The following is a 21,523-nucleotide window of genomic DNA, read 5'->3' as shown; positions in this document are numbered from 1 at the left end:
ATTAATTTATAATATAGGGGGGTGTTGCCTTTATATGGTTATTTGTTTACTATATACCAGGCAAAGTGCCCCCACTTATAAATTATCCATACTTTTGCCATTTTAAATACAAATATGAATCAGGTTACAGCTCCCGGGAAATTGAAATTGCGAATTGCCTGCGGGGTATTCTTTTTTATTTCGGGCTTTGGGTATTCATCCTGGGCATCACGTATACCCTCCATACAGCAACAGTTACATTTGAATGAAGGTCAGTTAGGGGCGGTGTTATTTGCTTTACCCATTGGTTTGATGCTTACCATACCTATAACCGCAAAAATGTTGAAACACTTTAGCAGCCGGAGCATTATGCTGGTGGGAGCTATAGCTTTTAATCTTTTACTCTGCTTACCTGGCTTTACTGCTTATATATGGCAACTGATTGTGCTGCTCTTCTTCTTTGGTTCGGCACGTAACATATTTAACCTTTCGGTTAATGCACAAGCCGTGAGTGTACAGGGTTTTTATGACCGGTCTATCATGGTTACGTTTCATGGTATCTGGAGTATGGCCGGCTTTGCGGGTGCTGCTGTGGGGTATTTGATGGTATCCTTAAACGTGGCTCCATCTTATCACTTACTATTTGTAGGAATCAGCATGATCATTATTACAGTGATCTTTTATCCTCATGCTTATTATGAAAAACCTGTAAATAAAATAAATCGGTCGGTTTTTACCCTGCCCGATAAACACCTGATCAAATTTTCATTGATCTGCTTTGCATCCATGGCCTGTGAGAATACCATGTATGACTGGAGCGGTATCTATTTTCAAAAAGTACTCCATGCTTCAAAACCCGCAGCTACAGCAGCATTTGTTGTATATATGGTGTCCATGACCATTGGTCGGTTTGCCGGCGATAAGCTGGTGGCATCGGCAGGTATCAAAAAGGTGCTCAGCTTTAGTGGTATTTTAATATTTACAGGATTACTGTTTTCTGTCGTTTTACCATACAGCTATACCGTGTATGTTGGTTATGCTATGGTGGGGATGGGAGTATCCTGTGTGGTGCCGTTAGTATTCAGCATGGCTGGTAAATCACAAAGTATGAACACCGGACAGGCATTAGCCGCTATATCAACCGTAGGTTATCTTGGCTTTTTGATCATTCCGCCGGCGGTAGGTTTTATAGCCCAGGCTGCCGGGCTACGTTGTGCATTCGGCATTGTAGCCGGTTTTGGGGCCCTGATCATTATCATGGTATCAAAACTTAAACCGCAGGCTGAGGCTGTGGTTACACCATAAAAGCCCAAACATTTGCTCAATATGGTCATATAAATATTGGGGTGAATAACGCTGTATAACCGGCTTTGGTGTAACCTAATATACAGATCATGGGTTTGTAAAATCTCGTGCAGAAATCAAGAACAGATGGGTAAAACTACGGAGTTAGCTTATAATTGTATCAAAATTAAAAGTCTGGCAAAAAGGCCGACCCTTAATCATCAAAACCACCACAATATGAGCAATACAATAACCGAAACCAATGCGCTATCAATGCTGAATACAGCAATTAAGGTGGCCATATCTAATTGGGAACTGCAAAATACCCGCCTTAATACTTTAGTAGATAAATTGAGCGATGAGCAACTGGTTGCACAAACAGCACCCGGTCGTAACAGCGGTGTGTACCTGTTGGGACACCTGACCGGTGTAAGCGATGGTATGTTTACTTACCTGGAGCTTGGTGAAAGGCTTCACCCCGAACTGGATGACTTGTTTCTGAAGAATCCGGAAGCTGCAGAATTGGAAAGACCATCAATTGTAGAACTGAAAGCTTATTGGAATGAAGTGAATACCCTGCTTAAACAAAAGATGGAAGCGTTACCGGCCGAAGCGTGGTTTACCAAACACAGCGCCGTATCTGCAGAGGACTTTGAGCGTGAGCCACATCGTAATAAATTAAATATTCTGATCAACAGAACGATTCACCAAGGCTATCATTTAGGGCAATTAGTTTACCTATTAAGTAAAACAAACGCTTAAAGCACTTTACCTGACAATTCAATGAAATGAATTTGACAAAAAGATGGTAAATAAAGTTTAGAACCTTTATACTTTTGCCTAACGCTGTTAAATAAATTAACAAGCGTTAAAATAAACCGGGAACTGAAATAAAACCCGGTTGTTTTTGTAAAATAATTTAACGCTGTTAAATAATTTAATTAAGTAAAAAAGTGGCAAGCAAAGAACGGATACAACGCTTAAAAGAAGAAACCAGGATCAACATCCTGGATGCTGCTCTCCATATTGTAAAAGAGGAGGGTTGGCAAGCTTTGAGCATGCGTAAAATTGCCGATGTGATTGAATATACCGCACCCATTATATACGAATATTTTGCCAACAAAGAGGCCATCCTGTTAGAACTTACCCGTAAGGGGTACCTGATATTGACCAGGGACTTACAGGAGGTGAGAGCCAAGCATGAATCGCCGGCAAAACAGTTGGAAGCCATGTGGTTGGCTTATTGGGATTTTGCGATGGAGAACAAGGAGCTTTATCAACTGATGTTCGGGGTGGAGATGAATTGCTGCTGTGATATGGTGGCAACTCTCGAGGAGTCAGAAGGCCCTTATAACGAATTCAGTCAGGCTATTATTGAACTCATGCACATTAAAAACCCAACCAAAGATATGGTATGCTTAAAATACTACACTTTTTGGTCGGTAGTACACGGATTGATCTCGATCAATATCCTGCGCCGGGGTTACTCGGACGAAATGAATCAACAGGTATTAAAGGATGCTATCGGCACAATCATTAAATCAATAGAACGGGCTTAAAATTTTGTCCGTATAAAAACAATGTTAAATCATTTAACACTGTTAAACATATAAAGTTTAAACATCTATTATCAAACATATAAATACATATATCATGGACATCAATTTTTACATACTACTCATTAACAGTATTAAGAAGCATAAGGCTGTTAATGCAAACACAGCTTGCCAGGAGGGTTAGCTGTTTATAATCAGATCATATACACATGAACATAACTCAATCAACATATATACAGACCGCAAGGTCATTTAAATCTCTATCATTTATCATCATCAAAAATTAATTATTTATGAAAAGTTTCATTTTAGCGCTTTTAGCACTTTCATTATATGGTTGCTCTTCAAAGCCTCAAACACAACAGGCTCCACCGCCACCATCTTTACCCGTAACTGCTGTTACAGCAGGCACACAAACTACTTACCAGGAATACCCTGCATCAATAGAAGGGGTTGTTAATGTAGAAATTCGTCCGCAGGTAAGCGGAACTTTAGATAAAGTTTTTGTTGACGAAGGTGCTTTTGTAAGTGCCGGTCAGCCAATCTTTAAAATTAACGAGCAACCTTACCGTGCAGCTTTAAATAACGCGATCGCTACTTTACATGCTGCCGAAGCAACCCAGCTCAATTCACAACTGGAAATTGATAAGTTAACTCCATTAGTTGAAAACAAAGTAGTTTCTGACTACCAGTTAAAAACAGCAAAAGCAACCAACCTGGTTTCCAAAGCAAATATTGAACAAGCAAAAGCAAACATTGCAGCTGCTCAAATCAATTTGGGTTATACGCTGATCAAAGCTCCGGTAAGCGGTTATATTGGCCGGTTGCTTAAAAAACAAGGTAGCCTTGTAGGTCCAACTGATGCTGAGGCACTTACCCAACTATCAGATGTACATGACGTACGTGTTTATTTCTCATTAGGCGAAAAGGATTTTATAAACTTTAAAGAACAATATCCTGGTCAAACCTTAAGTGAAAAATTAAAACAATTACCATCAGTGTCACTACTATTAGCAGATGGTACTGAATATGCCAAACAAGGTAAAATAGATATGATTGATGGCCAGTTTGATAAAAACACTGGTTCTATCACCGTACGTGCAAGTTTTGCTAACCCACAAGGTTTAATACGTTCTGGTAATACCGGTAAAGTTCGTTTAAGCCTGGAACATAAAGATGCTTTAATAATACCTGAATCAGCAACTGTTGATATGCAGGATAAGGTGTTTGTATTTACCGTAGGCGATAGCAGCAAGGTGAAAAAACAGGAAATTAATATTGTTGGCAAAAACGGCGACAATTACCTGGTTAAAGACGGCGTAAAAGTAGGCGACCAGATTGTGTTAAGCGGTGTTGATAAATTACAGGAGGGTATGGTGATCCAACCTCAAAAAGCTACAGGTAAAGTAGCCGACGCCGCTGTAACAAAAAACTAATACATACACTTAAACTTTAAAGTCATGTTTCAGAAATTTATAGAAAGACCGGTACTCTCAACTGTTATCTCCATATTATTGGTGATAGTTGGTGTGCTTGGTTTAACAAAATTGCCCTTAGAGCGGTTTCCAAATATCGCACCTCCGTCGGTATTGGTTTCAGCTGTGTATCCGGGCGCTAATGCCGAGACTATTTTACGTTCCGTGACCCCGTCATTGGAAGAAGCAATTAATGGTGTGGAAAACATGACGTACATGACTTCCACCGCCAGTAATGATGGTACATTGGGCATCACGGTTTACTTTCAACAAGGCACCAACCCCGATCAGGCAGCGGTGAACGTTCAAAACCGTGTTTCACAAGCAACAAGCCAGTTACCCGCAGAAGTTGTACAATATGGTATAACTACTACCAAACAACAAAATAGCTTTATTGGAGCTATGGGTATTTACTCAGAAGATCCAAAAAAATATGACGCGACCTTTGTAAATAACTATGCGCAGATCAATATTATTCCCGAGATCAAACGTATTCCGGGCGTAGGTTCTGCCAGTGTATTTGGTGGTATTAAGGATTACTCCATGCGTGTTTGGTTAAATCCTGCTCAATTGGCAACTTACAAAATTACACCCGCCGAAGTGATGGCAGCCATACAGGACAAAAACCTGGAAGCAGCGCCTGGTAGATTAGGTGAGCGCAGTAATGAAGCATTTGAGTATGTAATTAAATATAAAGGTAAGCTTACCACGCCAGAGGAATATCAAAATATCGCTATCCGTGCAAATGCGGATGGTTCTGTGTTACGTTTAAAAGATGTAGCACGTGTTGAACTGGGTGCATATAGCTATAGCAGTGTGAACCGTTTAAACGGGTTTGAAGGTATTACTATTGGTATTATACAATTGTCGGGTTCAAACGCCAACGAAATCCAGATTGCCATTGATAAGTTGATGGTAAAATTATCAAAGGATTTCCCGGCAGGTATCAAATACAACCAGTTTTATCGTACCAAAACCGATCTTGATGAGTCAATTGACCAGGTTGAGCATACATTGGTAGAAGCTTTTATACTGGTATTTATTGTAGTATTTATATTCCTGCAAGATTTCAGGTCAACATTGATCCCGGCTATAGCGGTTCCGGTTGCCATTATTGGTACCTTCTTCTTCATGAACCTCTTTGGTTTCTCTGTTAACCTTTTAACCTTATTCGCTCTTGTACTGGCCATCGGTATTGTGGTGGATGACGCGATTGTGGTGGTGGAGGCGGTACACGCTAAAATGGAGCATGACCCGAGCCTTACCCCAAAAGAGGCAACTACCGAGGCTATGCACGAAATTAGCGGCGCAATTATATCTATTACATTGGTTATGGCCGCTGTGTTTTTACCGGTTAGCTTTATGACCGGCTCAACGGGTATATTTTACAGGCAGTTTGCATTAACAATGGCTATCGCTATTATTATATCGGCTGTAAACGCGTTAACACTGAGCCCTGCTTTGGCTGCTTTATTTTTAAAGAATAAGCATACCGCAGATGGCCACGAAGCACCTAAGAAAAGCTTTGTTGATAAATTCTACGCAGGCTTTAACGGCGGGTTCAATTACATGACCACCAAATACGTTGGGGCTCTAAAGATCCTTATCCGTAATAAATGGATCAGTATGGCCGGACTTGCATTAATAGTTGTTGCTACAATTGTCCTGGTAAACAGAACAAAAACAGGCTTTATTCCAACCGAGGATCAGGGCTTTGTGGCTATCGCTGTTTCAACACCATCCGGAACATCATTGGCCAATACCAGCAAAATCATTAATCAGGCAGAAAAAGAGTTGAGAGCTTTGCCTTCAGCAAGATTTGTGATGGCATTATCTGGCTTTAACTTTTTAACGTTATCCAACAGTCCATCGGCAGGTCAGATCTTCCTGCTGTTAAAACCTAATAAAGACAGAGGGGCCGTTAAGAATATTGATGATATACAAAATATAATAAGAGGGAAATTAGCCGGCATACCAAGCGGTACTTTCTTCGTATTCAGTTTCCCAACTGTTCCCGGATTTAGTAACGTAGAGGCCATGGACGTACAGTTACAGGATAGAACCAATGGCAGATTGGATAAATTTAGCGGCGTAGCCAATAACTTTATTGGAAAGCTGATGGCAAAACCGGCAATTGCTTATGCCTTTACCTCCTATAAAGCCAATTATCCTCAATTACAGTTAGAAGTTAATGATGAAAAGGCTAATCAGTTAGGGGTAAGTGTCAGAGACATTTTATCAACTATGCAGGCTTACTTTGGTACAGCACAAGCTTCAGACTTTAACCGCTTTGGTAAATATTATCGTGTGATAGTTCAGGCTGATATTGCCGACAGGACCGACCCCGCATCTATTGACCGCGTGTTTGTTAAAAACAAGGCAGGAGAAACAGTACCTATTAACACACTCGTTAAATTAACCCGTGTTTACGGTTCAGAAACTGCTTCCCGTTATAACCTGTTTAACTCTATCGAGGTTCAGGCTATCCCTAAACCGGGCTTCAGCTCTGGTGATGCCATTAAGGCGATAGAGGAAACAGCTAAAGAACAATTGCCAAATGGTTATGCTTATGAGTTCTCTGGTCAAACACGTGAGGAAATTTCCTCAGGCGGACAATCAGCTGTGATATTTATGCTTTGTTTGATATTTGTATACTTCTTATTGTCAGCACAGTATGAAAGCTATATTCTGCCATTGGCGGTAATACTTTCAATCCCTACAGGTATATTTGGCGTGTTTGTGGTATTAGGTTTAACCGGTATCGAAAACAATATCTATGTACAGGTAGCCCTGATCATGCTCATTGGTCTGTTAGCCAAAAACGCCATCCTTATTGTGGAATACGCGGTACAACGGCGAAGGGCGGGTCATACTTTGGTTGAGTCGGCCATAGAAGCAGCACGCTTAAGGATAAGGCCTATCATCATGACTTCACTGGCTTTCGTGTTCGGTTTGTTCCCGATGAGTATTGCTACTGGCCCATCTGCACAAGGTAACCACTCCATCAGTATAGGTGCAGCAGGTGGTATGCTTTCAGGTGTAATCCTGGGTTTATTCATCATACCGGTACTGTTTGTGATATTCCAGTATCTGCAGGAAAAAGTTTCAGGAGCACCTAAAGCACCGGCAGGTAATAATGGTAAAGATGTTCATGTAACGGACCTTGAACTGGCAAAAAATTAATTTTAGTATCAAGTAGTGAGTATTAAGTATCAGGATTTTTTAATAACCGTGAATACGGCGCTTGAGAAATCATGATGCTTGATACTAAAAATGAAAATCATTAATTCACGAAATCACTAATTCAATAATTATTCGGATGAAACGATATATAAATCCATACTCCTTTTTAATACTAATGGCTGCCTTTATAAGCGCCTGTAAAGTATCAAAGGATGTGGCTACTCCAAAAGCAGAGCTGCCTGCTAATTTCAGAAACGCAGCCAATACCAGCGATACCAGCAGCATTGCCGATATACAATGGAAGAGCTTTTTTACCGACGCTACACTGCAAAAACTGATTGATAGCGCTATCGCTAAAAATTACGATATGCAGATAGCTGTTAAAAACATCGAAGCTTCGCAGTTACTGTTTAAGCAGGTAAAATGGAACTACGTTCCTGAGCTTAACTTAAACGTAACAGCTAATACCAACCGCCCTTCAAATAATAGTATAACAGGACTAAGTATTGCACAGTATAACATTGGTACTAAGCATGTTGAAGATTATAATGCAAACCTTGGATTAACCTGGGAAGCAGATATTTGGGGCAAGATCCGCAATCAAAGCAGATCGGCACTGGCATCGTACCTTCAAACAGCCGAAGCTAAAAAATTGCTCCAAACTAATATTGTGGCCAGTGTATCACAAGGTTATTATAACCTGCTGATGCTGGATGATCAGTTGGCTATAGCACAAAAGAATGTAAAGCTTAATGACAGCACTTTGCGAATTATCCGTTTACAGTTTGATGCAGGTCAAGCTACATTATTAGCAGTACAACAAGCTGAAGCACAACGTTTATCCGCAGCTCAATTAGTTCCAGGGTTTGAACAGAATATCGCTATTCAGGAAAATGCCATCAAAATATTAACCGGCTCACTTCCTGACAGGGTTGAACGTACTGTTCGTTTAGAAGAGGTTGCCATACCTGAAAATCTATCGGCTGGTGTGCCATCGGCTGTAGTAAGTCGCAGACCAGATGTGAAGAGTGCAGAATTAGCCTTAACCATTGCCAATGCAAACGTAGGTATAGCACAAGCTAACATGTATCCTTCGCTTACTATTACCGGTACCGGTGGTTTAAATACCTTTAAAGCCAGCAACTGGTTTACCATACCTGCCTCTTTGTTTGGTACCGTGGCTGGTGCGGTGGCTCAGCCATTATTACAGCACAGGCAATTAAAAACCCAGTACAAAGTTGCACTGGTTGATCGCGAAAAAACTGTTTTACAGTTCCGGCAGTCTGTTTTAAATGCTGTTGGTGAAGTATCTGACGCTTTGGTGAAAATTGAAAAGCTGAAAACACAACAAGGCATTATTGCTGATCGTGTGAGCACATTGCAAAAAGCTACCAGCAATGCTAACCTATTGTTTAAAAACGGACAAGCAACTTACCTGGAAGTAATCACTGCTCAAAGCAATGTATTGCAAAGCGAACTTGATCTGGCAACTGTAAAAAATGCACGTTTAAATGCTGTGTCAGACCTATACCGCTCAGTGGGCGGTGGTTGGAAATAAATACAACCCAAATATAAAATGATAAAAGGCGGCTCTCCAAAACAGAGTCGCCTTTTATTTTATAAAAGAACCTATAAAAGAACATGTACTGAAGCGCGGTTCAATAAAGTTTGCCTGAGCGCCGGTTATTGTAAATAAATTATCTTAAAATAGCCGAATTTTTACTATCATAGCGGCACCCGGATTGATTTGAACTTTTTATTGAATGAAATTTAAACTATTAATAGTCTTTCTTCTGATTGCTGCCTATGGAAGGGCTCAAAACCTGAACATCATCCCACAACCTCAGTTGGTTAACAGGCAGGAAGGTCAATTTTATTTAAATAATAGCACCACCGTCGGTACTGCTGATACTTCCTTATTAGCTTTGGTTAGTTATTTCCAAAAAGAGGTACATAAAGCAAAAAGTGTAGCGCTTGTACAAAATGTTAATGGCTCCGGAAGTTTAATCGACCTTAAATTAAGCAGCAACCAGCAAACAATCGGGGCTTATACTTTAAATATCACACCGGAGCATATTACGGTTTCATCATCAAATAAAGAGGGTGTTTTTTATGGATTAATGTCGTTACTGCAACTGATAAAAGATCAGCAGGCAGATAATGACAAAAATATCTGTTTGCAAGCATGTAAGATAACAGATGCGCCACGTTACCAATGGCGTGGGCTTATGCTTGATGAGGCAAGGCATTTTTTTGGCAAAGAGAAGGTAAAGCAACTGCTTGATTGGATGGCTTATTATAAACTAAATAAGTTTCACTGGCACCTGACTGATGTGCAGGGCTGGCGCATCGAGATAAAAAAATATCCTAAGCTGACAACCATAGGTGGTATGGGCAATTACAGCGATACATCTGCCGAAGCAGAGTATTATACCCAAAATGATATTCGCGAAATTGTGGCTTATGCAGGGCAACGGTTTATCACAGTAATACCAGAAATTGATATGCCCGGACATGCAACTGCCGCCAACAGGGCATATCCGGAATATACTGGCGGGAGTGTGGCCGGCTATCCCAATTTTACCTTTAACCCCGCCAATGAAAACACCTACCAATACCTGGCCGATATTATTAAGGAAACCAATTCATTATTCCCGGCACATATGATCCATTTGGGTGGTGATGAAGTTGCTTATGGTGTTAAGGCCTGGTCGTTGGATACCGCTATTGCGCGTATGATGCAGAAAAAGAGTTTTGATGGTGTTAACCAATTGGAGCAATACTTTTTTAAGCGGATGGCGGATACCGTTACCAGCCTGAATAGCAAAATACTGGCTTGGGATGAAGCTACGGGAGGGAGCTTGCCCCCTGATAAAACCATTATTTTTTGGTGGCGGCAAAATCTTCCCGGCCAGCTGCATCTGGCGCTTCAGAAAAATTACCAGGTAGTGCTTTGCCCACGTTTACCTCTTTATTTTGATTTTTTGCAGGACACCGGCCTTGTTGCCGGCAGGAATTGGAATGGGGTATTTAACAGGGTAACAGATGTTTATAATTTCCCAGACAGGCAAGTGCCTGCTGATGAGCTAAATTCAAAACTTATTGTAGGCGTACAGGCTAATATCTGGACAGAAACCATTGAATCGGAAAAGCGGTTGGATTTTATGCTTTTCCCGCGAATAGCCGGGCTTGCCGAGGCTGCATGGACTTTACCTGAACAAAAAAACGAACTGGTATTTGCAGATAAATTAAAGGCCGATTTTAAAAATTACGATGCTGCCGGTATTTACTATTACAATCCGTTTGAACCATCTCTTCACCCCGAGGTTGTTGATTTTGTGCCACGCATTAAGTTGGTCAAAGCGCGGTCGTACGTTCGTCATGCTTCAAAAAGAAGGCATGGGAAAATAAGCCATAATAAACATGCCAGCTCAAAAAAGGGTCATAAAAGTTCGAAAAGATCCCATAAAAAAAGGAAATAACCAACCGGTTATTTCCTTTTTGCCTATTTAAAACCTATCTGTAAGTAGAAAGATGGGTTGTTTTTATGGTCAGCATAAATGATTTGCCTACACTTATTTTAACGTTTTTATCCTGTAGTAAGGCTTTCACTGCTTCGTCGGTTCTGATGGCTTCGTACAGGTCCCGGGCTACAGGCGAGCCGCTGATGTTATTGGTCACTTTACCATTTTCCATACTGATATTAAAAGTATACCCTGTTTTGCTACGGCCACCCGCCGATTCAAAATCTGTTATATTCAATTTAAACTGCTGATCCTCATTCAGGCTTTTCTTCAAATGCAAACGAATAACCGGCATATACCTTTGCCAGGTAGCTAAAAACTTTCTTTCTTCCATACTATGCTTCTATAAAAAATGAAACCCTTGTGAGGTATTATACTACAAGGGCATTAAAACGATTATAAGAACAGGCAATATTTCCTGATCCTATTTATTTAAAACTATTGTTTGTTAAATTAAAGGTAACTGTGAGCGGCAGGCTCTCCATAATGTTACCGCATGATTTTTCAAAGCTAAGTAAATTAATGTGTAAAGGACTTATATTATTCAATAAAGTTCAGGCTCAATATTTCTCATGAAGAAAATTCAGTATGATCGGTTATTTGATATGTTGTTGGGGTATTGATTAGCCTGCTGTAGAAGTAATATAGGGGTAAATGACCTTCAATTTAAAATTCAGGGGAATATTAATTTGTAATTTGCACATATAAACTTTTGTCTTCAAAAAAATGAACTGCATCTCCAAATTCAAAGCATTATTCACTTGTTTTTTAATCGTGCTTACTTTTATTGGTAAAGCGGCACCTGTAATTTATATTAACCAGGTTGCTTTTGATGTGCGGGGAGCAAAAACAGCGGTTATCCGTAACGATATTAAATTAAGCGGGTTATCATTTAACCTGATTAATTTATCAGGGAAATCTGTTTTTACAGGTACGCTAAAAGGTCCTCAACAAATTAATGATTGGGTTAAGGGAGCCTTTTTTTATCAGGCAGATTTTTCGTCATTTAAACAAAGCGGTAAGTATAAAATAAGTATCAGCGTAAACGGTAAGTCTTATCATTCTGATGGTTTTGAGATAAGTGAGAACGCGCTTGCTGTAAATACGCTTCCATCTATCATTAATTATTATAATAAGCAAAGAGCTAATACACCCACCGAGCTTGATGTTGATAAAGCCGTGATCCTTTTTGGTAGCAACAAAACGGTGGATGTACACGGTGGCTGGTGCGATGCCTCTGGCGATGTAAGTAAATACTTTTCGCACCTGGCTTATGCCAATTATATGTCGCCGCAGCAAATTCCGCTGGTTACCTGGTCAATGGTGAACGCGGTGCAAACCGTACCAGGCTTATTACATCAGCTTCATGTTGATGACAGTATGGTCAATGAAGCCTTATGGGGCGCTGATTACATCATGCGTTCGCTATCTAAAGAAGGCTATTTTTATATGACCGTTTTTAGCTATTTTAGTAAAGACCCCAAAGCGCGCCGCATAGTAGGGTTGAGGGCTAACAGTGTAACAACCGATGAATATCAATGTGCTTTTCGCGAAGGCGGGGGCATGGGTATAGCTGCCCTGGCACGCATCTCCACTTTAAAAAAAGACGGCGACTATAAATCGGCCGAATATCTGGCCGCGGCTAAACGTGCCTTTGCCCATTTGTTGATAAATAATACCAAGTACGATGATGATGGTAAGGAAAACATTATTGACGATTATTGTGCTTTGATGGCGGCTACCGAACTTTGGATAGCTACCGATAGTTCGTTTTACCATGAAGAGGCCCGCAAACGGGCAAAGAATATCGAAAAGCGGATTAGTCCTGCCGGTTATTTTATCAGTAATGATCAGGGGCGCCCATTTTGGCATGCATCTGATGCCGGTTTACCTATAATTGCTTTATGCCGTTATCTACGTAAGGAAAAAGAGCAGACCGAAAGAACCGCAGCACTAACTGTTATTAAGAAGGCTCTCGATTACAACCTGCGGGTGACCAATGAGGTGAGTAATCCATTTGGCTATGCCCGTCAAACTTTTCGCCTGGGCGATCAAACAAAAGATGGCTTCTTTATGCCGCATGAAAACGAGACCGGCTGGTGGTGGCAGGGCGAAAATGCGCGGTTAGGATCATTAGCTACCGCCGCAATAGTAGGTGGTCGTTTGGTTTACCCGCAAAAGGGAGGCTGGGGTGTAAAAAAAGATCTTGCCGTTTACGCCTCTGATCAGTTATCCTGGATCTTAGGCTGCAACCCATATTCTATGTGTTTTATGTATCAGTTTGGTAAAAATAATGTGCCTTATATGAGCTCAAGCTTTGGTCATGGATCAGGTAAAGGCGGAATATCCAACGGGATTACCGGCAAAGAAGGTAACCCGGATGGTAGTGGTATTGATTTTAAAACAGAAGACAAGGGCAACGAATGGCGGTGGACAGAACAATGGCTGCCGCACGCGGCCTGGTTCCTGCAAGCCATTACGGCCATGGCACAGCCCGAATAACATTGAGGAACAAATTTCATAATTATTCATCATTTTTTTATCTTAGCCGTCATTAGCCAGGACTAATCAACCGCGGCTAAATATCTGCAAAGCCCAACCAATCATGTGCTTTATTATGCTGTAATGCGGCGGTTTAAGTCGTGCCAAAATCAATGTTATGCTGATAGCTATCATGAAGGTCTGCATTTTTCTCTGTATCCTGATATTACCATTCCGCGGCCCTTCCAGGCGGCGAGAAAACATACCCGATCAGCCTCAAAGCGCTAAAACTTTTTCGAAATATGGCGTAAATGAAAGGGGAGGTTTGGAAGTGATCGAAACCGATGATCAGGCCCAAGTTGATTAAGGAAAGAAAAAATATCTCTCAAGCACTGTTACAGCGCTTGAGAGAAGAAAACTACTTTTTACTTTTTTTGGATAAAGCCAATACCTCGTTCTGGATCATCCGCTCTGTTATGATCTTTTTGATGAGGTCAACAGGCAGGGGTTCGTCCGGCGCAAAATGGAGTGTTGAACCAGACACTTTTACGCCTTTAAGATTCTCCTGCATTGATTTTACCAGGCCTGGACTCATGGTATAAAAGCTGCAATACTTTTTGTTTGTACCAATCCCTACCAGCATATAATGATACTTGTAACAAGGCAACTGGTAGCTTATAACTTCTGTTGCCTGTGGTACCGTAGTTAATATGATGTGCCTTAGCTCTTCAAGCGCAGGCCTGAATGCTGCGGGTTGTTGCCCAATGTATTCATCGGCATTACGTGGTGGCGGAAAATCAGAACCTCTCATAACAGATAAATATAACGAATTGATTTATCTATCAGGCTTGCGCATAGGCGTCGCGCAATGTCTGGATATCAATTTTAACCATTTTCATCATGGCCATCATTACATTGTTTGCCTTTTTAGGGTCTTTATCGCGCAACATTTCTTCAATTTCTATAGGACTTACCTGCCATGACAGGCCGAACTTGTCTTTAAGCCAGCCGCATTGGCTCTCTTGTCCGCCATCGGCAAGTAAGGCGTCCCAGTAATAATCTATCTCTTCCTGTGTTTCGCAAGCGATAGATAGTGATATAGCCTCATTGAACTTAAACCCAGGTCCGCCGTTTAGAATCATGAATTCCTGACCAGCCAATAAAAACCGGGCAACCAGTATATCTCCATTCATTTGCGGGTGTCCTTCACCATAATAGGTGATGTCTAAGGTTTTTGAGTTTTTGAATATCGAAGTATAAAAGTTAATCGCCTCTTCAACTTTACCGTCGAACCAAAGGCATGTTGTGATCTTTTGCATAATGTACTCTCCTTAATTTGTTTTAAAATAATTTACGCTGTTGGCTTATTTTGTTATACCAAAGTTACCTGAAGCTATCCTTTTAAAAAGGGGGTGAATATGACAATATGCGGGGGGAATTGCGTATTGTGGAATATGCTTAAAAAGCAAAGGGCGGTCTGTTAATGGACCGCCCTTTGTATATCGAAAAAGAAATTTATATCCGATTAGGAATTTTTTGATTTTTCACCAGCGTATGGCAAGGTTGATATAAACATAACCATGCCAATACCAAAAGTAATAAAGCCGCCATAAACGATTCCGGCAGAAGCTTGAACGCCGCTAACAGAATCGGCAGGGTTAAAAGCGTGGTTGGGTGTGAAAACAAAGAAACCACCTATTACTAATATACCTATTGTTGTGATTAAAAGCCCTAATATTCTTTTCATGTTTTTGATGTGAAACTGTAATGCAGCAAATGTATAAACTTTAATGCAATCAACCAACACCACTTCGCTTAAAAAACTAACTTAAAGTTGATAAATTAAGCCTTTATATAGTAAACCATGTAATTGGTTATATCCTGTTGTCCTGTTTATTTAGGAAGATCTTTCATGAATTCCAAAATATCCGCACCGATTTCCTGTGCATGGGTTTCCAATGCAAAATGGCCGGTATCATAAAATTTCACTTTTGCGTTCGGGTTATCTCTTTTATAGGCTTCGGCTCCGGCAGGTAAAAAGAAGGGGTCGTTTTTGCCCCATACAGCCAGTAGCTTCGGCTTCTTATCCCTGAAATAAGCCTGGAATTTTGGATAAAGCGCCACATTGCTGCGATAATCAAGCATCAGGTCAAGCTGAATATCCAAATGCCCCGGCAGATCCAAAAAATGCTGATCAACAAGATATGCCTCCGGCTCGATCAGTGACGTATCCGCTACACCGGTCTGATATTGAAATTTAACCATTTTTGATGAGGTAAACTCTTTCAACGTGTTGCGGTTTTCAGGTGATTCATCTTTCCAATACTTTTGTATAGGGGTCCAGGCATTACCTAATCCTTCTTCATAAGCATTACCGTTTTGTGATATAATGCCGGTTATTTTTTCGGGATTAGCCAACGCTAAGCGAAGACCGGTAGGAGCGCCATAATCAAAAATATATACCGCGAAGCGTTTGAGCTTTAAATTATCTATAAAGCCTTGCATGGCTTTGGCCAGGTTGTCAAAAGTGTAATGATATTGAGCAGGATCAGGAGATTCTGTGTAACCAAAACCAGGCAGGTCTGGAGCAATTACGTGGTATTGGGCAGCCAGTACAGGTATCAGTTTACGAAACATAAATGATGATGTAGGGTACCCGTGCAGCAGCAGGATAACCGGCGCATCTTTTGGGCCGGCTTCCCGGTAAAAAATATTCAAATCGTTTGTCTTAACGTAATTGTAATGGAGGGCTGTAGTTTTCATTTGATTGTTTTTTATTGTATTCATTTGTTGAGCATGTGCGGATAAAACTCCGGACAGGAAAAGCAGTAACATTAACTGCCATTTTGTTTGAGTGATTGATTTCATAGTTCAAATTTATACCGTACATTTGATTGTTAAAAACGATTAATAATAATATAAAACATCATAAAAAGTGATTTATGAATAGTAATGACCTTAAAATATTTGAAGCGGTTGCCACGCATGGTAATTTTACCAAGGCTGCTGAGGCGATGTTCACGGTACAATCAAATGTGACCGCACGGATAAAAAGCCTGGAAGAAGAATTTAATGTGCAGTTATTAAAACGGACATCGCGCACGGTAGAACTCACGTCGGCGGGAGAGATCTTTATCCAGTACTGTAAGCGATTAAATCATTTAACCGAAACTTTAAAACAAGAATTATCGGATGTTCATAAATTGTCCGGTTCGCTTAAAATTGGTTGTATTGAAACTACAATGGCACTTAAAGTGCCGGGTGTGATAAGGGAATTTACCGATAAATACCCCGATGTGACGTTGAGTTTCAGGGCTGATAATTCTATGAGTTTGATTAATGATGTGTTGAATTATAAGCTTGATGCCGCCTTTGTGGCTGCCCCGGTTATTTCACCTGAATTGGGTGTACATCTCATTAAAGAAGAAAAGCTGGCTATCGCGACCGCCGAAAATTATCCCGATCTGCCAGAATACATCAAAAAAGGCCAGGTAAAAATTGTTGTTTTTGATGTAGGATGCAGCTATCGCCCTAAGCTGGAAGAATGGTTGAAAATCCAGGGGATCTTTAATTACCAGTGCACCGTACTCAATACGCTGGAAGGAATAGTGAATTTTGTGGAGGCAGGGATAGGTATCACCATTATGCCTGAAGAACTGTTCAGCCAGATGTATTACAACCGGAAAATAAAAACATATCCTATCGATGGTGACCAGGGCCAACTGACTACATTGATTACTTATCGAAAAGATCTGCCTCAGTCAAATGCCCTGAAAGTATTTATGGATTCGTTTTAATCATAAACAACCGGGTTCAATTTTATAAATTTGATGACCCTGCTTTCAGGCTGTTACATTTTCCCTATGATATTTAAAATATACGCTCGCGGTACTATCTTGTTTCTGCTGATTTTTAATGCTGTAATAGCTTATGCACAAGTAAGTGCGCCGGTAGTTGAACCGGGTGTGTCATTGGCATTGGCCCGGTACCGGCGCTCGGTGATCAGTAACCTTCAATACACGCTTAGTTTTGATATTCCCGCCGATAAAAATAAAGGTATTGAAGCAAGAGAGTCAATTAGCCTGGTTTTAAAGCATATCGATCAGCCTTTACAGCTTGATTTGAAGCAAAATTCGGGTAAAGTTCATGCTATACAGGTGAATAACAAACAGATTCCTGTTAAGCAGGAACAGGAACATTTACTGATAGCACCGGCATTCCTTCGTAAAGGTAAAAATATGATTTCGCTTCAGTTTACTACCGGCGATCAATCCCTTAACCGCAACGACGATTATTTGTACGCTTTATTTGTACCCGACCGAGCCCGAACAGTTTTTGCCTGCTTTGATCAACCCGATCTGAAGGCTAATTACCTGCTCACGCTCACCGTGCCGGCAGGATGGAAGGCATTAGCCAATGGGATTATTATTGATTCTCTAAGCCGGAGTGGGAGAACAACGTACAGATTTAACAAGTCGGACAAGCTGAGCACTTATCTGTTTTCATTTGCGGCGGGGAGATTCAATGTTGTTAAACAGCTTATAGGCGATAGAAAGGCAGAGTTTTTATACCGTGAAACGGATACCGCCAAGATCAAACTAAGTATTGCCCCAACTTTTACAGCCCATAAAGATGCGATTGACTTTTTACAAACCTGGACGGGCATTCCATTCCCCTTTCAAAAAATAGGTTTTATAGCCATACCCGATTTTCAATTTGGCGGCATGGAACACCCGGGCGAGGTGCAGTATAAAGCTTCGGCGGTATTTCTGGATGATGGGGCAACAAAAGATATGATCATTGCGCGATCAAATCTGTTCTCGCATGAAACCGCGCATATGTGGTTTGGTGATATGGTAACTATGCAATGGTTCAATGATGTATGGATGAAAGAGGTATTTGCCAATTTTATGGCCGATAAGATAACCGAAAAACTGATGGGCAGTGAAACCTTTGATCTGAAATTCCTGCAGGATCATTACCCGGCGGCTTATAGTATCGATCGAACACAAGGCGCCAACCCCATCCGGCAGGATCTGGATAATTTGAAAGACGCGGGTTCGCTGTATGGGAATATCATTTATCACAAGGCACCTATCATGATGCAGCAACTGGAACTGCTGATGGGAAAAGAAAAATTCAGACAGGGCATACAAGAGTATCTTAAAAAATATGCCTATAGCAATGCCACCTGGAATGATCTGATCGCCATTTTAAGCAAGCATACTACTGCCGACCTGTACACCTGGAATAAAGTTTGGGTAAATCAGCCCGGCCGACCTGTGTTTGACGAAAAGATCAATTATACAGGCGATAAGATTAGCTCGTTTAAGATCACCCAGTACCCGGAGTTTGGCGCAATGCGTGTTTGGCCGCAATCGTTCAATGTAATCCTGGTTTACCCATCCCATACTAAAAATATAACTGTGAATATGAAAGGCGCCAGTATCGACCTGAAAGAAGCGGTAGGCCTTGATAAGCCATTGTACACGATATTTAATTCAAACGGGATAGGATATGGCTTGTTCCCGGTAGATAAGCGGATTGCTGATAGTTTATTCCGGATCAATAACCCTTTACAAAGGGCCTCGTTATATATATCAGCTTATGAAAACATGTTAGCCGGCCGCTACTTTAAATCACAAGAATTGCTGAACATTTTTTCGAAAGGATTAGCTTTAGAAAAGGAAGAGACCAATCTGAGGCTACTAACTGGTTACATAGGTAATATTTACTGGGAATTTATCAAGCCTGCCGTTCGTAATGCTATGGCTGCTGAACTGGAGAATAGTTTATGGTCGGCATTACAACAGCAGGAAAAACCTAATAATAAAAAAGTGTTGTTCCGTGCCTATCAGGATGTTTATTTAACGGGAGCTGCTAATAAGAATATCTATACCATTTGGCAGCAGCAAAAACCACCGGTAGGTGTAAAGTTAAATGAAGACGATTATACCTCCCTGGCGCTAAGTATAGCCTTAAAAAGTGACTCGGTAGCTGGTGTATTACAGATGCAGGAGACAAGGATAACCAATGCAGACCGTAAAAAACGATTGGAGTTTTTAATTCCGGCCCTCTCACAAGATGAGCAGGAAAGAGACCGTTTTTTCAATAGTTTACAGGACATTAAGAACCGGCAAAAAGAGGCTTGGGTAACCACGGCTTTGGTGTATCTGCATCATCCGCTAAGGCAAAAAACATCAGAGAAATACCTGTCGAAAAGCCTGGAGATGGTGGAGGAGATCCAAAGAACCGGGGATATCTTTTTCCCACAATCATGGTTGCAGGCTGTGTTTGGTTACTATCAGGATAAGCAGGCCGCTAAAGTTGTCAATGATTTTTTAAACGCGCACCCCAACTACAATCCAAAGCTAAAAGCAAAAATACTCCAGAATACCGATAACTTGTTAAGGGCGCAAAAGTTGTTATGAAGCATCGGGTGATTTACCTTTTTTTACCGTATTATTCTTGATAAACAGGAATGACATTAAGGCGCCTAAAAAAGCAAGTAAGGCGGATAGCTGCATCACCCTGGCATAAACACTGATAAAACCGTCGCGGTATAGCTTTTTTATAATTTGCTGATCATGATCATTGAAACCCGCCGGCACTTTAGCATCGCCCAGATTGGTGGCTTGTGCCATAACCACTTGCTTTTGTTTCCCATTTAAGGGAATGTGCTGGATGTCCTGCTGCAATGCCCCCGTGAAAAACAGAACCGCCAACGCGCCCAAAATCGCATTAGCGAAGACATTGGCGATACGCGAGGTGGCATTGTTTACCCCGGATGCTGTTCCCGAAAAATGGTCACTTACCGAACCCATAACCGCGGCTGTAAGCGGAGCCACGGTAAATGACATGCCTGTACCGAAAACAATGACGCCCGGAAAAAAAGTGGTCCAGTAATCTGCCGGGCCATTAGTTTGTTTCACAAAGGATAAGATGAGCAAACCAACACCAGTTGTGGCAGGGCCGCCTATCAATAACAAGCGTGGCCCGTGTTTATCTGCGATACCTCCCGCAATGCGGGCCATCACGATCATCAGTATTGTAAATGGCAGAAAGGTAAGTCCGGATTGCAGCTGACTATAACCCTGCGCCTGCACCAGGTTCAGCGAAAGAAACAACATGGCCGCGCTAAGACCGGCATACAGGAAAAAGGTAAGCAGGTTAACACCACTGAACGTCATATTACTGAACAATTTTAAAGGCATCATCGGGTGACTGCTTTTACTTTCAATAAGCAGAAAAGCGGCCAGTAATAGGGTACCTGCGGTTAAAGAGACATAAACCTGCCAGTGAACAAAACCCATTACCGGTGCCCGCAAAAAACCAAAGGTAAGCGCAGCCAGACCCAATGCGATAGAAACAGCTCCTGGAAAATCAATGGCGTGATCGGCATCTTCATCGCGGCTTTCCTTTACCTTAAGCCACAAGATCAAAAGCGCCACAATGCCAATCGGAACGTTGATGAAAAATATATAGCGCCACAAACCGGCATCGCCAAAAGTTCCTCCTAAAATTGGCCCGCCCAAAGTAACCACTGTAGTAAAAGCCGACCACGTACCGATAGCTTTGCCCCGTTCTTTTTCATCAATAGATGACGAGATCAGGGATAAACTACCGGGTATCATCAGCGCGCCGCCGATACCTTGCAACATCCGGCAGGCGATCAACACTTTAACATCAGGCGCAAAGCCACAGGTAGCCGAGCCGACGATAAAAATGAAAATCCCAACCATGAAGATCTTTTTTCGACCAAGTTTGTCGCCCAGGGCCCCACCGATCATGATAAGCGCGGCCAGCATCAACAAATAAGCATTCAGAATCCAAAAAAGATCAGTACCAGTTGCATTCAGGCTTTGCTGCAACGATGGCAACACTACATTTAGTGCCGTACCATCAATAAAAGCCATAGCCGAAGCCATAATCGACGATACCATGATCCATTTGCCTGCAGAACTGCCCAGGGATACTGTTGACATAAAATAGGTTAATGTATATGTAAATGTAACAAATGGCAATTACAAAACGCCCGTAT

General features: G+C 41.4%; 17 protein-coding genes. 11 read left to right on the top strand and 6 right to left on the bottom strand.

Going from position 1 to position 21,523, the window contains the following annotated elements; genetic code table 11:
• The first annotated feature begins 114 nt into the window (after positions 1-114).
• From AB6735_RS20575 to AB6735_RS20545, 7 genes are all read left to right on the top strand, one after another.
• Positions 115-1,284 (top strand): MFS transporter, encoded by a 1,170-nt coding sequence (locus AB6735_RS20575; RefSeq protein ID WP_370997934.1) that lies wholly within the window; start codon positions 115-117, stop codon positions 1,282-1,284.
• A gap of 216 nt (positions 1,285-1,500) precedes the next feature.
• Positions 1,501-2,025 carry a DinB family protein gene (locus AB6735_RS20570; RefSeq protein ID WP_370997933.1) on the top strand — a complete coding sequence of 175 codons (525 nt, stop codon included), beginning with the start codon at positions 1,501-1,503 and terminating at the stop codon, positions 2,023-2,025.
• Between the two features lie 191 nt (positions 2,026-2,216).
• Positions 2,217-2,822: a TetR/AcrR family transcriptional regulator gene (locus tag AB6735_RS20565; RefSeq protein WP_370997932.1), complete on the top strand. Its 606-nt coding sequence runs from the start codon at positions 2,217-2,219 to the stop codon at positions 2,820-2,822.
• Between the two features lie 290 nt (positions 2,823-3,112).
• Entirely contained in the window at positions 3,113-4,255 is a 1,143-nt protein-coding gene (locus AB6735_RS20560; RefSeq protein WP_370997931.1) for an efflux RND transporter periplasmic adaptor subunit, read from the top strand.
• Positions 4,256-4,279: 24 nt separating this feature from the next.
• Positions 4,280-7,477 carry an efflux RND transporter permease subunit gene (locus AB6735_RS20555; RefSeq protein ID WP_370997930.1) on the top strand — a complete coding sequence of 1,066 codons (3,198 nt, stop codon included), beginning with the start codon at positions 4,280-4,282 and terminating at the stop codon, positions 7,475-7,477.
• 136 nt (positions 7,478-7,613) lie between these two features.
• A complete protein-coding gene (locus AB6735_RS20550; RefSeq protein ID WP_370997929.1) occupies positions 7,614-9,035 on the top strand; it encodes an efflux transporter outer membrane subunit in 1,422 nt (473 codons plus the stop codon).
• A 205-nt stretch (positions 9,036-9,240) separates the two neighbouring features.
• Entirely contained in the window at positions 9,241-10,959 is a 1,719-nt protein-coding gene (locus AB6735_RS20545; RefSeq protein ID WP_370997928.1) for a beta-N-acetylhexosaminidase, read from the top strand.
• Between the two features lie 34 nt (positions 10,960-10,993).
• Here the strand turns inward: AB6735_RS20545 and AB6735_RS20540 are convergent, their stop codons facing one another.
• Positions 10,994-11,335: a hypothetical protein gene (locus AB6735_RS20540; protein ID WP_370997927.1), complete on the bottom strand. Its 342-nt coding sequence runs from the start codon at positions 11,333-11,335 to the stop codon at positions 10,994-10,996.
• 440 nt (positions 11,336-11,775) lie between these two features.
• Between AB6735_RS20540 and AB6735_RS20535 the strand changes: the two genes are divergently transcribed.
• Together AB6735_RS20535 and AB6735_RS20530 are read left to right on the top strand one after the other, a co-directional pair.
• Positions 11,776-13,503, top strand: coding sequence for a glycoside hydrolase family 9 protein (locus AB6735_RS20535; RefSeq protein ID WP_370997925.1), 1,728 nt, complete (start codon positions 11,776-11,778; stop codon positions 13,501-13,503).
• Between the two features lie 157 nt (positions 13,504-13,660).
• Positions 13,661-13,849 (top strand): hypothetical protein, encoded by a 189-nt coding sequence (locus AB6735_RS20530; protein ID WP_370997924.1) that lies wholly within the window; start codon positions 13,661-13,663, stop codon positions 13,847-13,849.
• Positions 13,850-13,900: 51 nt separating this feature from the next.
• Here AB6735_RS20530 and AB6735_RS20525 read toward each other — a convergent pair whose 3' ends face one another.
• The 4 genes from AB6735_RS20525 to AB6735_RS20510 form a co-directional block, all read right to left on the bottom strand.
• Positions 13,901-14,293, bottom strand: coding sequence for an iron chaperone (locus tag AB6735_RS20525; RefSeq protein WP_370997923.1), 393 nt, complete (start codon positions 14,291-14,293; stop codon positions 13,901-13,903).
• Positions 14,294-14,324: 31 nt separating this feature from the next.
• Positions 14,325-14,801, bottom strand: coding sequence for a VOC family protein (locus AB6735_RS20520; RefSeq protein WP_370997922.1), 477 nt, complete (start codon positions 14,799-14,801; stop codon positions 14,325-14,327).
• Positions 14,802-15,007: 206 nt separating this feature from the next.
• Positions 15,008-15,229, bottom strand: coding sequence for a hypothetical protein (locus tag AB6735_RS20515; RefSeq protein ID WP_370997921.1), 222 nt, complete (start codon positions 15,227-15,229; stop codon positions 15,008-15,010).
• A gap of 146 nt (positions 15,230-15,375) precedes the next feature.
• On the bottom strand, positions 15,376-16,245 hold the full coding sequence (locus AB6735_RS20510; protein WP_370997920.1) for an alpha/beta fold hydrolase: 870 nt from the start codon (positions 16,243-16,245) through the stop codon (positions 15,376-15,378).
• Between the two features lie 179 nt (positions 16,246-16,424).
• Between AB6735_RS20510 and AB6735_RS20505 the strand changes: the two genes are divergently transcribed.
• Positions 16,425-17,279: a LysR family transcriptional regulator gene (locus AB6735_RS20505; RefSeq protein ID WP_370997918.1), complete on the top strand. Its 855-nt coding sequence runs from the start codon at positions 16,425-16,427 to the stop codon at positions 17,277-17,279.
• Positions 17,280-17,345: 66 nt separating this feature from the next.
• A complete protein-coding gene (locus AB6735_RS20500; protein WP_370997917.1) occupies positions 17,346-19,913 on the top strand; it encodes a M1 family metallopeptidase in 2,568 nt (855 codons plus the stop codon).
• Here AB6735_RS20500 and AB6735_RS20495 read toward each other — a convergent pair.
• Positions 19,908-21,467: an MFS transporter gene (locus AB6735_RS20495; RefSeq protein WP_370997916.1), complete on the bottom strand. Its 1,560-nt coding sequence runs from the start codon at positions 21,465-21,467 to the stop codon at positions 19,908-19,910. The two genes, AB6735_RS20500 and AB6735_RS20495, sit on opposite strands and share 6 nt — an antisense overlap.
• Positions 21,468-21,523: the final 56 nt, after the last annotated feature.

This window comes from Mucilaginibacter sp. RCC_168, assembly GCF_041355315.1.
Lineage (GTDB): Bacteria > Bacteroidota > Bacteroidia > Sphingobacteriales > Sphingobacteriaceae > Mucilaginibacter.
This window is presented reverse-complemented; position numbering and strand designations above follow the sequence as displayed.

Coding starts and splice junctions, on each gene's coding strand:
- AB6735_RS20510 (WP_370997920.1), bottom strand. CDS start 16,245: ATGAAAACTACAGCCCTCCATTACAATTACGTTAAGACAAACGATTTG.
- AB6735_RS20550 (WP_370997929.1), top strand. CDS start 7,614: ATGAAACGATATATAAATCCATACTCCTTTTTAATACTAATGGCTGCC.
- AB6735_RS20560 (WP_370997931.1), top strand. CDS start 3,113: ATGAAAAGTTTCATTTTAGCGCTTTTAGCACTTTCATTATATGGTTGC.
- AB6735_RS20575 (WP_370997934.1), top strand. CDS start 115: ATGAATCAGGTTACAGCTCCCGGGAAATTGAAATTGCGAATTGCCTGC.
- AB6735_RS20500 (WP_370997917.1), top strand. CDS start 17,346: ATGATATTTAAAATATACGCTCGCGGTACTATCTTGTTTCTGCTGATT.
- AB6735_RS20505 (WP_370997918.1), top strand. CDS start 16,425: ATGAATAGTAATGACCTTAAAATATTTGAAGCGGTTGCCACGCATGGT.
- AB6735_RS20570 (WP_370997933.1), top strand. CDS start 1,501: ATGAGCAATACAATAACCGAAACCAATGCGCTATCAATGCTGAATACA.
- AB6735_RS20530 (WP_370997924.1), top strand. CDS start 13,661: ATGCTGATAGCTATCATGAAGGTCTGCATTTTTCTCTGTATCCTGATA.
- AB6735_RS20515 (WP_370997921.1), bottom strand. CDS start 15,229: ATGAAAAGAATATTAGGGCTTTTAATCACAACAATAGGTATATTAGTA.
- AB6735_RS20495 (WP_370997916.1), bottom strand. CDS start 21,467: ATGTCAACAGTATCCCTGGGCAGTTCTGCAGGCAAATGGATCATGGTA.
- AB6735_RS20555 (WP_370997930.1), top strand. CDS start 4,280: ATGTTTCAGAAATTTATAGAAAGACCGGTACTCTCAACTGTTATCTCC.
- AB6735_RS20525 (WP_370997923.1), bottom strand. CDS start 14,293: ATGAGAGGTTCTGATTTTCCGCCACCACGTAATGCCGATGAATACATT.
- AB6735_RS20520 (WP_370997922.1), bottom strand. CDS start 14,801: ATGCAAAAGATCACAACATGCCTTTGGTTCGACGGTAAAGTTGAAGAG.
- AB6735_RS20545 (WP_370997928.1), top strand. CDS start 9,241: ATGAAATTTAAACTATTAATAGTCTTTCTTCTGATTGCTGCCTATGGA.
- AB6735_RS20540 (WP_370997927.1), bottom strand. CDS start 11,335: ATGGAAGAAAGAAAGTTTTTAGCTACCTGGCAAAGGTATATGCCGGTT.